The organism is Prosthecobacter gellanilyticus (assembly GCF_007992435.1).
In the GTDB taxonomy this organism is placed as follows: domain Bacteria; phylum Verrucomicrobiota; class Verrucomicrobiia; order Verrucomicrobiales; family Verrucomicrobiaceae; genus Prosthecobacter; species Prosthecobacter gellanilyticus.
Genome location: NZ_BKAG01000052.1, coordinates 34334 through 48902, shown reverse-complemented (window position 1 = coordinate 48902; position 14569 = coordinate 34334). Strand labels below are relative to the sequence as shown.

Genomic DNA, 14569 nt, shown 5'->3' with positions numbered 1-14569 from the left:
CCGGGGGGCGTGAGCCAAAGTTCTGGGGGCGGGGTGAAGCGCGGTCTTGTCAGATGGGCGGGGATTTGAAGAATGGGGGGTATGAAATACCTTCTCGCACTCGACCAGGGCACGACCAGCAGCCGCAGCATCATCTTTGATCCGCAGGGGAAGGTGATCGCGGTGGCGCAGAAAGAGTTCACGCAGCATTACCCGCAGCCGGGCTGGGTGGAGCATGATGCGGAGGAGATCTGGGAGACGCAGCTCAAGACGGCGAAGGAGGTGCTGAAGAAGGCGAAGCTTTCAGCGAAGGACATCTCGGCGATCGGGATCACGAACCAGCGGGAGACGACGGTGGCGTGGAGCAAGAAGACGGGGAAGCCGGTGGCGAAGGCGATCGTGTGGCAGGACCGGCGGACGGCGAAGTTCTGTGACAAGCTGAAGGCGAAAGGCGAGGCAAAGAGGATCGGCGCGAAGACGGGGCTGGTGATCGATGCGTATTTCTCGGCGACGAAGATGCACTGGTTCTTGCAGAATGTGCCGGAGGCGAAGGCGCTGGCCAAGGCGGATGAACTGGCCTTTGGCACCATTGATTCCTGGCTGCTGTGGAAGCTGACGGAAGGCCAGGTGCATGCGACGGATGTGAGCAATGCGTCACGCACGATGCTTTATAACATCGGCACAGGGAAGTGGGACGCGGATCTTTTGAAGCTGTTTGGGGTGAGCGCCTCAGCACTGCCGGAGGTGAAGCCTTCGAGCGGGGTGTTTGGTGAGACGAGTTTGTTAGGCGGGAGCATCCCGATCGCGGGGATCGCGGGGGATCAGCAGTCGGCGCTGTTTGGGCAGGTGTGCACGCAGCCGGGCATGGTGAAGAACACGTATGGGACGGGCTGCTTCATGCTGATGCACACGGGGACGAAGCGGATTGTGTCGACGAATAATTTGTTAACCACGGTGGCGTGGCAGCTGGGTGACGGGCCGATGGAGTATGCGGTGGAGGGGAGCGTGTTCATCGCGGGGGCGGTGGTGCAGTGGCTGCGTGACGGGCTGGGCATCATCAAGAAGTCGTCCGATGTGGAGGAGCTGGCGGCGAGTGTGCCGGACACGGGTGGTGTGCATGTGGTGCCGGCGTTTGCGGGGCTGGGTGCGCCGCACTGGGACCAGCATGCGCGCGGGCTGATCTGCGGGATGACGCGCGGGACGACGAAGGCGCACATCGCGAGGGCGGCGCTGGAGGGGATTGCCTATCAGGTGGCGGACATTTTGAATGCGATGCAGGCGGACGCGGACATGAAGCTGCGCGAGCTGCGGGTGGATGGTGGAGCGAGCAATAACAACCTGATGATGCAGTTTCAGGCGGACATCCTGGGCGTGCCGGTGGTGCGGCCGGTGGTGACGGAGACGACGGCGCTGGGCGCGGCGTATCTGGCGGGGCTGGGGGTGGGCCTGTGGAAGAGTCCGAAGGAGATCGCCTCGCAATGGGAGGCGGAGAAGCGGTTCAAACCGGCGATGGCTCCGGCGAAGCGGAAGACGCTGATGGCGGGCTGGGCGGGGGCGCTGGAAAGGGCGAGGTCGGGGGAGTGATTGGGGGGTGGGCAGTGGGCAGTGGACGGGGCGGGGTTGGAAAAGCTTGGGCCTCGGGAAGATGGCGGGGGTGGGGTGAGTTTGAGTTTGGGACAAGCACAGCTCGTCCCTACCGGGGGTTTTGGGGGCGCTGCCGCGCCTGGGGGATCGACCTGAGCGGGCTAAAGCCCGTGCTCCGAGCGAGGTGAAAACGGTGGGTTGGCAGTGGGGGTGGGCGGAGCTATGGGTGAAGGGTGCTGCGCGCGGTTAACACGGCTTTTACGGTTCTGGATGAGACGGACGATTACATCGTCGTGGACAAGCCTGCGCCGCTGCAGATCCATCCGGGGGCGCCGAACGGGACGCCGACGCTTTGGCATGGGCTGAAGGATTTATTGGCCTATGAGATCGCGAACGGGGGGCAGGTGAGCATTGTGAACCGGCTGGATCGTGAGACGAGCGGGACGGTGCTAGTGGCGAAGCATGCGGCGAGTGCGCGGCTCTTTGGGATGGCGATGCAGGAGCGGAAGATCCACAAGACGTATCACGCGATCGTGCACGGGTGGCCGGAGTGGGAGTCGCTGGATCTGAATGCGCCGATATTGCGCAAGGGGGAGGTCACGGAGTCGCCGATCTGGGTGAAACAGATGGTGCATGATGACGGGGCGCCGTGTGAGACGCTGTTTCGCACGCTGAGGCGGGTGGAGCATGAGCGGGCGGGGAAGCTGGCGTTGGTGGAGGCGCGGCCGGTGACGGGGCGGATGCACCAGATCCGTGTGCATCTTTCGCACCTGGGGCTGCCCATTCTCGGGGACAAGATCTATGGGCTGGATGAGCGCTGCTACCTGGAGTTCATCGAGACGAGCTGGACGCCGGAGCTGGAGGCGAGGCATTTTTTTTCACGGCAGGCGCTGCATTCGCACCAGCTGGAGATTGAGGCGGAAGGGTTTCGGGGAAAGTGGGAGTGTGAGGTGCCGGGGGAGATGAGGGAATTTCTGAATCTTGATTCATGATTTATGATTCACGGGGAGGTTTTGCGGTGTCCAAAGGGTCCGCTTGGGTCACTTTTTGGGAGTGCGGATGAGGTGGATGTGAGGGGCTATGAATGGAGTTTTTTCACAGGAGATTTGGAGGTTTGGAGAGGATGGCGGAGGAGCCGTTTACGGTTGTTTACGGTGGTTGACCGTTGTTTACAGTTGCTTCGAAGAAGGGCGGGGCCGGGTCCAAGCTCGATAGATTGGGAGGGTGGACGGGGCTGGCCAAGCATGGGGCTCGCTTTCAGCGCTTGGCGCTATGGGGGGGCGAGGAACCTAGGGCTTGACGCCCTAGGCTGGTATGGGGCGCGAACGTTGGCGCTGGAGAGTGGGCGCAGGGCGATCCAGGTGAATCAAGGTAGATCCAGGTGGAAAAATGAGCTTTAGAAACCTCATATCTTCGAATCATGATGCGTTGATGGGAGGGGTTGACCAAATGAGGGGGTAGGGTAATCTGAGACTATGCCCAACCGCCCTAATTGCCGCCCTGAACTGGAAGCCGCCATGCGCCAGCGTATCCTGGTCATTGATGGTGCCATGGGGACGACGATCCGTGGGTATGGCCTGAAGGAGGCGGATGCGCGCGGGACGCGGTTTTTGAGCAATGAGAAGGACCTCTTGAACAATGGGGACATCCTTTCGATCACCCGTCCGGACATCATTGAGGACATCCATCGCCGCTTCCTGGAAGCCGGGGCGGACATCATCGAGACGAACACCTTCAGCGGCACCAGCATCGCGCAGGCGGAGTTCTTCAAAGAGGTGCCGGAGGGCATGAAGAAGGATCCGGCGTTTTTCCAGACGGTGCTGGAGGACAAGTTCCTGAATGATCTGGCCTGGGAGATCAATTTTGAGTCCGCGAAGCAGTGTCGCAAGTGGGCGGACATCGTGGGTGAGAAGACGGGAAGGCAGCGCTATGTGGCAGGGGCCATCGGGCCGCTGACGGTATCGCTCTCGCAGTTCCCGGACCTGACGGACCTGAGCTTCCGCTATGTGACCTTTGACCAGGTGAAGGAGGCCTACAAACTGCAGATCCGCGCGTTGATCGCGGGTGGTGTGGACACACTGCTCGTTGAGACGATCTTCGACTCGTTGAACGCGAAGACGGCGCTGGTGGCGATCCGCGAAGTGTTTGAAGAGGACCAGCTGGAGCTGCCGGTGCAGATCAGCGCGGCCGTGGGACCCGGTGGTGAGACGATGATCTCCGGCCAGGTGACGGAAGCCTATCTGAACGCGATGCGGCATGTGAAGCCGCTGTCGATCGGTCTGAACTGTTCGTTAGGCCCAGACAAGATGCGCCCCTTCCTGGAGGAGCTTGCCTCGAAGGCGGACTGCTTTGTCTCGGCCTATCCCAATGCCGGGATGCCAAACCCGCTGGCACCGACAGGCTTTGACCTGCTGCCGCCGGACATGGCCGCGTATGCGAAGGACTTCGGCGGAAGCGGTTTTGTGAACATCATGGGTGGTTGCTGTGGCAACACGCCGGAGCACATCGCCGCGATCGCGAAGGCAGTGGAAGGTCTCGCTCCGCGTGAAGTGCCGAAGGATCCGCACACGATGCGCCTGAGCGGATCGCAGCCGTTTGTGCTCGACACGACGGATGCGACTGCGCGTCCGCCTTATCTCATGATCGGCGAGCGCACGAACGTGGCGGGTTCGCCAAAGTTCGCGAAGCTGATCAAGGAGAACAAGCTCGAGGAAGCCGTGGCCATCGCGCGTCAGCAGGTGGAGAGCGGCGCGAACGTGATCGACGTCTGCATGGATGAAGGCTTGATCGACGGCGTGCCGATGATGACGAAGTTCCTCATCCTGCTGCAGACGGAGCCGGAAGTGAACAAGGTGCCGATCATGGTGGACTCCTCGAAGTGGGAGATCATCGAGGCCGGTCTGAAGTGCCTGCAGGGCAAGGGCATCGTGAACTCCATCTCGCTCAAAGAGGGCGAGGAGAAGTTCAAGGAGTACGCCACGAAGATCAAACAATACGGCGCTGCCACGGTGGTGATGGCCTTTGATGAACAAGGCCAGGCCGCGACCTATGAGGACAAGATCCGCATCTGTGAGCGCGCGTATCGCATCCTGGTGGATGAGATCGGCTTCCCGCCGGAGGATATCATCTTTGACCCGAACATCCTCACCGTGGCCACGGGCCTGGAGGAGCATAACAACTACGCGCTCGACTTCATCAATGCTACGCGCTGGATCAAGGAGAACCTGCCGCACGCGAAGGTGAGCGGCGGCGTGAGCAACATCAGTTTCAGCTTCCGCGGCAACAACAAGGTGCGCGAAGCGATGCACAGCGTGTTCCTGTACTATGCCATCAAGGCAGGCATGGACATGGGCATCGTGAACGCAGGCATGCTCGAGGTGTATGAGGAGATCCCGCAGGACATGCTGGTGAAGGTGGAGGACGTGATCCTCAACCGCCGTCCGGATGCCACGGAGATTCTCGTGGATTACGCCGAGCAGTTCAAAGGCCAGGCAGGCAGCACGAAGAAGGTGGAGATCGACATGAGCTGGCGTGAGGCGCCGGTCGCCAAACGACTGGAGCACTCACTGCTGCGTGGCATCACCGATTTCATCAATGAAGACACGGCCGAGGCACTGGCGAATCTCGGCAAGCCGCTCAGCGTGATCGAAGGTCCGCTGATGGATGGCATGAGCGTGGTCGGCGACTTGTTTGGCGCCGGCAAAATGTTCCTGCCGCAGGTGGTGAAGAGCGCGCGTGTGATGAAGCAGAGCGTGGCCTATCTTGCCCCTTTCATGGAGGCTGAGAAGGCCCGCAAGGCACGTGAGCGCGAACTGCTGATCGAGATCGCCTCGAAGACTCTCACGGCCCTGAACGAGGGCGGCGATGTGACGCCTGTCGATGGTTTTAGTTATACTCCTTTCCCCGGTCTCAGCGTGGCGGATCGCCGCATCGAGGTGAAGTATGCGGCTGAACTCGCCGCAGGCCGCGAGGCAGGAACGGAAACGGATCTGCAGACCAAGCTCGCGGAAGGCAGCGTGGAGAAGGTGATCTTTGATCGCCTGCTTTCCAGATTCCGTGGTGAGGCTGCGCCTGCTACGGATGCTTCCACGTCGGCTGCCGAAGCGAGCGTTGATGCCAGTGCTCTGACGGCTGCTGATCTCATTCCTGCGGAAGCCAAGCAAGGCGGCGGCAAGATCGTGCTTGCGACGGTGAAGGGTGACGTGCATGACATCGGCAAGAACATCGTGGGTATCGTGCTGGCTTGTAACGGCTTTGAAGTCACGGACATGGGTGTGATGGTGCCATGCCAGAAGATCCTCGACAAGGCGGTGGAAGTGGGCGCGGATGTCATCGGCCTCAGCGGTCTGATCACGCCATCACTCGATGAGATGGTGCATGTGGCGAATGAGATGGAGCGGCTGGGCTTCAAGCAGCCGCTGCTGATCGGTGGTGCCACCACGAGCGCGGCGCACACGGCCATCAAGATCGCGCCGAAGTACAGTGGCAGCATCGTGCATGTGCTGGATGCTTCCCGCAGCGTGCCGGTGACGACATCTCTGCTCTCGGATGACCAGCGCGCGGACTTCGTGAAGAAGAACGAGGAGCGTCATGCGAAGCTGCGTGAGGAGTATGGCAAGAAGAAGGACCGCCAGCTTCTGAGCATCGCCGAGGCCCGTGAGAAGGGGCAGGAATTTGACTGGAACACGCAGGACATCGCCACGCCGACCTTCCTGGGCACGAAGGTCTATGAAGGTCATGAACTCATCGCGACCTTGCGCCCGTTCATTGACTGGTCACCCTTCTTCCACTCGTGGGAGCTGCGTGGCCGCTGGATCCCGGCGGAGCAGCGCTTTTCCTCCTCGCATGAAGATCCTGAGATGAAGGTGAAGGCGGAAGCCGAGGCGCTGAAGCTGTATGCTGACGCGAACAAACTATTCGACCAAGTCGTGGCTGAGAAGCGCTTCCTGCCGCGCGGCATCATCGGCTTCTACCCCGCGAATGCCGTGGGTGATGATATCGAGGTCTACACGGATGAGTCGCGCAGCACGGTGAAGACTGTCTTCCACACGCTGCGCCAGCAGGTGATCAAGAAGGACACGGCGAACTACGCGCTGAGTGACTACATAGCGCCGAAGGACAGTGGTCGTGCGGACTATATCGGTGGCTTCACGGTGGGCATTCACGGTGCTGACGAGTTTGCGAAGGAGTTCGATGCCATCCCTGATCCGTACAACGCGATCATCGCGAAAGCGGTGGCGGACCGTCTGGCAGAAGCTTTTGCTGAGTACCTGCATCAGCAGGCGCGCTTTGAGTGGGGCTATGAGAAGCCCGGTGACTTCGCGAACGAGGAGCTCATCAAGGAGAAGTATCGCGGCATCCGTCCGGCACCGGGTTATCCCGCGCAGCCGGACCACACCGAGAAGCCGATCCTCTTTGATCTGCTGGACTCTGCTGCGAAGACCGGAGTCGAGCTCACTGAGAGCATGGCCATGCATCCGGGCAGCGCGGTGAGCGGCCTGTACTTCGCGCATCCTGAGTCACACTACTTCGGCATCAGCGTGCTGGGCAAGGACCAGGTCGAAGACTATGCGCAACGCAAAGGCATGACCCTCGCCGAGGCCGAGCGCTGGCTGGGACCGTGGCTGGGGTATTGATCTGTCTGCAGATGACTGGCCGTGAGTCTTGCTCACGGCCAGGAAATCAAGGGGCACCGAAGATGACCTGACCGCAGTGAGGATTGAGGTCATTGAAACGGTTGCTGATGAAGAACCCGTACCCTCCGCGATCCGGGCCTTTCTGCGTGATGATACCCTGGAAGGAAGGATTGGTGCTGGCGGCTTGATCCCAGTCTGGACTGAAGGTGCCGCTGAACAGGCCTGTGGCGCTTTTCACGCTGAGGGTGAAGGTGCCGTTGCTGGCAGGGATCTTGACAACCGTATTGCCGGTGATGTTGACCGGGCCGGCCGTCACGTCTGATGAAAGCCCGCCTGCACGAAAGGTAAGCGAGGCATTGCCCATGGTGGCATTGGGCGAGCCAAGACCCAGCCCGTTTTGAAGAGTGACTGATGGACGATACAACGCGCCTATGGCAGAAGAGTCGATTCCGTTGGGCCAGCCGTCTGTGTAGAGCTGGGTCATGCGCGCGGCGTCTGTGTTTCCTGGAAGTTCTGTCACAGCGGGGCGTGTCCAGACCAGATTGTTGCCGATGACGTCCAGTTCCGTGGAATCAGGCTGGAATGAAAGAGCTCCGCTAAAAGTGCCACCGAGGTTGGCGGCGGGCGCACCAGGTGTGCGGAGTTGGGCAAAGAAGGGGGCCTCACTTTCGGCAACGACACCACCGCTGCAGGTGAAGGTGGTGCGGTCTGCGAGGACACCCGTGAAGGTCATGGTTCCAACATTGGTTAGGTTGACCGTGCCGTAGCCATCTCCCAAAGGATAGGTGCCGGGAGCTTTTGCCGGGAACTGGTCTCGTGATGAAATGGAGAGCGTGTAGTAACCTTTGGTGCTTTGACTCAGATACTTGGGAGCCATCTTCCGGCTCGTGCTATAGATGTTTCTCCGCATCGTTGCAGTGCTTTCCACGGTGGTGTTGTTCACGATGGCGATGATGGCGCCGTCGGGAACAAAGGTGAGCGTGATAGTTTGGCCGGTGCTGAGGACCAAGGCTGGCACCAGAGTCGAGCCAACTTTGAAGACACTGGAGCCATCTGGAGCAAAGAGAGCGGTGAAGGACTGGCTGCGTCCGCTGATGAGGATTTTGCCAGTGAACGAACCACCGCTGGTGCTGATGGCCATGGTGCCGCTGATGAAACCGCGAGTATCCACGCTGTAGTCCGCCTCGGGGGCGGGATGGGCAACGCCGGAGAATGTCACGCCCTCGCCCAGGCCGGGAAGGAAAGGATTGGTGATGAAAATTGCGTTGAGCGCCAGATCGGCCGCAGGCATGGTGAAGGTCAGTGTGTTCCCGGTCACCACAGCTCCAGCGGGCTGGCCTTGCCAGCCGCTCAGCACATGACCAGCCTGAGGCGTTGCGGTGAGCTTGATCGTGGTGCCAGGCAGGACGGCACTCGTTTTCGCACCCAGATAAAGCGGTGACTGGGCCAATGCGGTGGCGTTTGCCCCAGGTGTGGCGGCCATCGTCACCTTGCCAGCCTTGTCAGGCACGGCTCCCGGCGGGACCTGACGGTCAAGGGTGAGGACGGCGCGCTCGTTGAAGGTGAAGCTGCGGGTCACGGGAACGGATGGATTTTGACTGAGGTCATACGCCGTGACGGTGACGGTGTTAGGCCCGCTTACTAGAGTGATGTTCAGGCTCCAGGGGACGCTGGTGCTGCTGGTGGCACTGCCGAGAGCGGCATCCACTGGATCTCCGCTGTTCAGCGCGACCGTCACCCGGCTGATGCCGTTGGCATCACCCGCCTTGCCGGTCACCAGATACGGATTAGCGGCGCTCACGGTCTTGGTGCTGGCCGCAGGCGTGGTCACGGTGAGAGTCGGTGCCTTGGTTTCGACTGCCAGGAGACGGACCTCGGCGCTGGCAATGCTGCCGAGCGCAGTGCCCGCGCCTGGATTGCTCAGCGTGATGTTGAATCGTCGGTTAGGCAGGGCTCCAGTGCGTGGCAGGAGGGGAATGGTGACCTCCTTGGAAGTCTCACCTTCGGCAAAATTCACCACCGTGTTCACGGCGGTGTAGTCGGTTCCGGCCAGGGCAGCCTTGAAGGGTGGCACGGTGCCGGCTGTGCCATTGCTGGTGCTCAGCGTGACGCTCATGGGAACCGAGCTGTCGTTCCGCACCACTGTCACTTCATTGGAAGTGTAGATGGAGGCGGAGAAGCTCATGGTTCGCGGGGTGGTGCGGAAAGTGCGGTAGCCGCTGGTGATGGTGCCGCCAGGTGTGATGGCACTGAGGCGGTAGTAGTAGAGTGTGCCTGGCTCGAGACCTGTGAGGTTTGCGCTCACGTCCTGGATCGCGGTGCCATCCGCAGGGGAAAGACTCACGCTGGCGATGCTGCCATAGCTGAGGGTGGTGCCGTACTCGAACTGCGCGCTGATCGCGGTGCCATGCGGATTCACCTGGCCATGGAGAGTGGCGCTTCTGAGGCCCAGGCTGTCTGCTGAAGTGACCACCAGGCTTGGTGGCAGGACGGCCAGCGCCACGGTGTAAGACTTGCCTGCGGTGATGGCAATGACCCCTCCCAGATCTTCAGGTGGTGTGCCTTGTCCGACGCTGGGCGGTGAGTTCCGGACACCAAATGCTCCGGCACCCCAGCAGACCACAGTCCCGTCACTCTTTAGTGCCACGGAGTGATCAGGTCCGGCTGCCACGGAGACGACTCCACCCAGCCCCGCAGGTGGGGTGCACATGGTCCAGTTGTTGACGCCCCAGCAGACCACAGTTCCATCCCCCTTGGAGACCACCGTGTGGCTGCTGCCTGCGGCGATGGAGGTCACGTTCGTGAGCCCTTGGGGCACGGTAGCCTGAGCCGAATTATTCCTTCCCCAAGCGACGACCGAGCCATTCGCCCTCAGGGCCACGGTGTGGTTTTCACCAGCGGCAATGGCGATCACACCGGTGAGATTGGCGGGGACATTGCATTGGCCGTAAATGTTCCATCCCCACGCGGTGACTGTGCCGTCCTGCTTCAAGGCCACGGTGTGCCATCCGCCTGCCGAGATGCGGGTGACGTTCGTCAGATCTGCTGGCACCGTGGATTGTCCGAGGCCGTTTGAGCCCCAAGCCACCACCGTGCCATCCTGCTTCAGGGCCACGGAGTGCCTTTCTCCTGCGGAAACGGCGGTCACTCCGGTCAGTGTTTCGGGTACACTTGTCCGCCCCTCTTCGTTCGGACCCCAGGCGACAACGGTGCCGTTTTGCCTCAAGGCGACGGTGTGCAAGGCGCCCGCATCGATGGCTGTGATGTCATGGAGGCCCATTGGCACGGTGGCACGCTCGTGTGTGCCATTGCTCCATGAAACAAGGTTGCCGTCTGCCTTCAGTGCGGTGCTGGACCACCATCCAGCTGCAATGCTGGTTACGTTGCCAAGTCCTGCTGGAACAGAACACTGGCCATGCTCATTCGAGCCCCATGCGACGACAGTGCCGTCCTTCTTCAAGGCCAGGGTGTGGAAGGCGGTCGCCGAGATGGCGGTCACCTCGCTAAGTCCCACGGGGACTGTTCTCTGTCCGCGGTCGTTGTCACCCCAGGCCACCACGGTACCATTGGCCCTCAGAGCGACCGTGTGATAAGCGCCCGCAGCAATGGCAGTCACATGGTTGAGCCCCGCTGGAATGGTCGTTTGCTTCATGAGGTTATAGCCCCATGAAACGACAGTCCCGTCAGCCTTGAGGGCGACTGTGTGATAGCTGCCCGCAGCGATGGCGATGACATTGCTGAGGCCTGCCGGTACTGTCGACTGGCCTTCCGTGTTTGCTCCCCAGGCAACGACGGTCCCATTGGACTTGAGTACCACGGTGTGCTCGCCTCCTGCGACGACATCGATCACTGTGCCAAGATTAGCTGGCACAGTGGTCTGGCCCTGATTGTTCTGGCCCCATGCAATGACGGTGCCGTCCGCTTTCAAGGCCACCGCATGCCCACTGGCGGAGACATCTGTGATCGTCCCCAAATCAGGAGGAAGAGGGAGTAATCCACCCCAGGCAGCAAGAGTGCCGTCCGTCCTGATAGCCAGCATGCCCAGACCTGAAGAGACGGCTTGATAGGGTCCAAACATCATTCGTGTGTCAAAGTCCTGTGAGCCCCAGCTGACGGGGCCGGTCGAGGCTGCCCGCAGGGGATAGGAAAGGCCGGAAAAGACGATGGCGAGAAGGGGAATCAAGAGGCGCCAGGAGGGCGCAAATGCGACAAGCATGTTGATCAATGCGGGGGAAAGAGACTGAGGGGAACTTCTGAGCCAGAATCCGGTGCTTCCTGAGCCGCAGGGGCAGGAGAGGAGAGTGCAAGGCAGGCCTTCTGGCATCACGGGGCCGCCAGGACTGCCAATGGATGATGGCGTAAGAGGCAAGATACTACGAATCCTGTGTCATTCCAAGCTCATTCAGGAGGTGATGAGTCTGTTCGGAATGAAAAGCTCTTCCGCTCGCCATCGGGTTCGTTTTGACCGGCGACAGAACTTCTTTCATACGTTTATTCTAGGATGTCCATGCCCCCTCCTTTCCTGCTGGTGGACGGCCACAACGTGATGCACGCGTGGCCGGAGCTGGCAAGTCATTTGCGCAGCGCGAGCAAGCGGCATCTGGCGCGGGTGGAGCTGCTGCAAAGGCTGCGGAACCTGCAGGACATGATCGGTGTGCAGGTGGTGGTGGTCTTTGATGGCACCACGGCGAAGATCACCGAGGAACGCGAGCCCAACGGACTGCAGATCATCTATGCGGACGCGGGGCACACGGCGGATGATTTGATTGAAAAGATCGCCGCGAAGTATGCGAAGGAGCGTCCGGTGCGGGTGGTCTCCGCAGACGGACTGGTGTGTGAGACGGTGGCGGCTTTTGGCGCGGACTGGCTGAGTCCGGAGATGCTGAAGGGCATGTGCGAGGACGCGGAACGCGATATGCGCGGGCAGATCGACAAGCTCAAGTCGAGACGTCAGATGCTTATTTGGCTAGGCCTCGGAGGCGCGGGGGCATTCGCTGAACCTTTGCGGGCTGCCGAGGCAGGTGCGCCTCCGCCCAGCGCGGCGGCTTTGCAGGCAGCGGGGAAGTATTGCGCGGCGCGCAAGAGCTTCACGCTGCTGGTGAAGCACCAGGGAAAGGTGATCCATGAGAGCTTTGCCAATGGCGGGAGGCGCGGGCAGCCTAACCGAATCTACAGCGGCACGAAGGGCTTCTGGGGGCTCGCGGCGATGGCAGCGGTGGAAGATGGACTGATCAAGCTGGATGAGCGTGTGGCGGACACGATCAAGGAATGGCAGGATGATGAGCGGCGCACGAAGGTGACGATGGAGCAGTTGCTGGACTTCACAGGCGGGCTTGAGCGCGGGCTGGCGATCCATGAGGATGGACTGAAGAACCGCAACACGATGGCGATCAAGCGACCCATGGTGGCGACACCTGGACGAAGTTTTATCTATGGGCCGAGCCAGCTTCAGGTCTTCCATGAGGTGCTGAAACGGAAGCTGGCGACAGGAGCGCGGAAGGAATCGCCCACACGCTATCTGGAGCGGCGAGTGTTGAGGCCGCTGGGGTTGGGATCACAACGCTACATTCCTGATGCGGCGGGGAATCCGCTGCTGGCAGCAGGCTTCATGATGAGCGCGAGCCAGTGGGCGAAGCTGGGTGAGTGTCTTTTGAATCAAGGAGCGCCAGTTTTGAAGCCTTCATCGTTCAAGGCACTGCTGGAGGGATCGAGCGCGAACGGGGCTTACAGCTTTGGCTTTTGGAACAATCGCGCGGCAGGCAGACTAGGGCGCGAGATCGATATCGAGAACATGCTGGATGTGGACTGGCAGCAGCAGAGCTGGAACCGTGTGTGTGTGTGCAAGAGCGCGCCGGAGGATCTCATCGCCTGCATCGGCAGCGCGTATCAGAGGCTGTATGCCATCCCCTCACGGCAGCTGGTGATTGTGAGGCAGGGCACGAATGTAAGATTCTCTGACGGAGAGCTTCTACGTCTACTGCTGGCTTGAAATGCAGGCTGATTTTTGGATAGCATGCGCGGAATTCCCCCCATGCTTCACCGCTTCCTTTTTCTTCTCGCCGCACTCACACTTCTGAGCAGTTGCGGCTCTGGTCCGAGCCGCTGGAACTACACTTACCAACACGGCAAAACGGCGGTCATCGTGGGAGGCCGGGCGGTGCCGCCGGCAGGGCTGCCGCGTGAGGTGATGATGATGATCAACGCCGGGAACCAGATCGTGGGCAGGCCCTACAAGTATGGCGGCGGGCATCGGAGCTTCCAGGATTGGGGTTACGACTGCTCAGGCACAGTTTCGTATGCGCTGCGTGGCGCGGGCTTGATTTCCTCACCCGGAACCTCTGATGGATTTCGCCGCTATGGCAGGAAAGGGGAGGGCAGGCACGTGACCGTGTATGCGAGGAACGGTCATACCTTTATCGTCATCGCCGGCCTGAGGCTGGACACGGGATATCATGGACAGAACGAGGGCCCCAAGTGGTCCACTAACTCACGCCCGATCAAGGGGTATGTGGCGCGTCATCCGGCAGGTTTGTGAGGCTCCCTCATTTTTTAGAGCATGTCTTCCTTAGCCCCCATCCGCATCACGATCTGGAATGAGTTCGTCCACGAACGGCAGAATGATGTCGTGGCGGGGATCTATCCGAAAGGCATTCACGGGGCCTTGGCAGATGCCTTGAGCATACATGCGGATTTCAGCATCCGCACGGCGACCTTGGATGAGCCAGAACAGGGACTGCCGCAATCGATCCTCGATGAAACGGATGTGCTGCTCTGGTGGGGGCACAAGGCGCATGAAGAGGTCCATGATGAAATCGTGACACGGGTGCAGCAGCGGGTGCTCGCGGGGATGGGGCTGATCGTTTTGCACTCCGGGCACTTTTCCAAGGTCTTCAAACGGCTCATGGGAACAAGCTGTGCGCTCTGCTGGCGAGAGGCCGGTGAGCGTGAGCGCGTCTGGGTGGTGAATCCGGGGCATCCCATCGCGACGGGCCTGGGTGACTGCATCGAAATCGAGCATTCAGAGATGTATGGGGAGCCTTTCGGCATCCCGACACCGGACGAACTGATCTTCGTTTCCTGGTTCCAGGGGGGAGAGGTCTTCCGCAGTGGCGCGACCTGGAAACGGGGCAGCGGGCGGATCTTTTACTTCAGTCCAGGGCATGAGGTCTACCCGATCTACCATCACCCGGACATTCAGCGGGTGATCGCCAACGGCATCCGGTGGGCCAGGCCTCAAGGGGTGGCCGCCAGGACGCCGCGTCATGTGCCGGTGGATCAGGCACGGGAGGTTATCGCCTCCCAGGGTGGAACGGTGCACTGATGGCGGCCCAGGCCGCTCACAGGGGTAGTTATAGCCGCCTAAGTGACAC

At 60.8% G+C, this 14569-nt stretch carries 7 protein-coding genes; 6 read left to right on the top strand and 1 reads right to left on the bottom strand.

Annotated features, from left to right (window positions below):
• Positions 1-81: 81 nt before the first annotated feature.
• The 3 genes from glpK to BGE01nite_RS29625 all read left to right on the top strand — a co-directional run bounded on the left by glpK (position 82) and on the right by BGE01nite_RS29625 (position 7199).
• Positions 82-1563, top strand: a complete 1482-nt coding sequence (gene glpK, locus BGE01nite_RS24145) for a glycerol kinase GlpK (RefSeq protein WP_146854583.1) — start codon at positions 82-84, stop codon at positions 1561-1563.
• A gap of 233 nt (positions 1564-1796) precedes the next feature.
• Complete coding sequence (locus BGE01nite_RS24140) at positions 1797-2555, top strand: RluA family pseudouridine synthase (RefSeq protein WP_146854581.1); 759 nt, start codon at positions 1797-1799, stop codon at positions 2553-2555.
• Between the two features lie 483 nt (positions 2556-3038).
• Positions 3039-7199: a vitamin B12 dependent-methionine synthase activation domain-containing protein gene (locus BGE01nite_RS29625; protein WP_246145790.1), complete on the top strand. Its 4161-nt coding sequence runs from the start codon at positions 3039-3041 to the stop codon at positions 7197-7199.
• 46 nt (positions 7200-7245) lie between these two features.
• Here the strand turns inward: BGE01nite_RS29625 and BGE01nite_RS24130 are convergent, their stop codons facing one another.
• Positions 7246-11415 (bottom strand): InlB B-repeat-containing protein, encoded by a 4170-nt coding sequence (locus tag BGE01nite_RS24130; protein ID WP_218033086.1) that lies wholly within the window; start codon positions 11413-11415, stop codon positions 7246-7248.
• A gap of 291 nt (positions 11416-11706) precedes the next feature.
• Between BGE01nite_RS24130 and BGE01nite_RS24125 the strand changes: the two genes are divergently transcribed.
• From BGE01nite_RS24125 to BGE01nite_RS24115, 3 genes are read left to right on the top strand one after another with little or no spacing between them, the layout of a single operon-like run.
• Positions 11707-13188 carry an NYN domain-containing protein gene (locus BGE01nite_RS24125; protein ID WP_246145789.1) on the top strand — a complete coding sequence of 494 codons (1482 nt, stop codon included), beginning with the start codon at positions 11707-11709 and terminating at the stop codon, positions 13186-13188.
• A 42-nt stretch (positions 13189-13230) separates the two neighbouring features.
• Entirely contained in the window at positions 13231-13734 is a 504-nt protein-coding gene (locus BGE01nite_RS24120; protein ID WP_146854575.1) for a C40 family peptidase, read from the top strand.
• A 21-nt stretch (positions 13735-13755) separates the two neighbouring features.
• Complete coding sequence (locus BGE01nite_RS24115) at positions 13756-14520, top strand: ThuA domain-containing protein (protein ID WP_174770060.1); 765 nt, start codon at positions 13756-13758, stop codon at positions 14518-14520.
• Positions 14521-14569 lie beyond the last annotated feature (49 nt).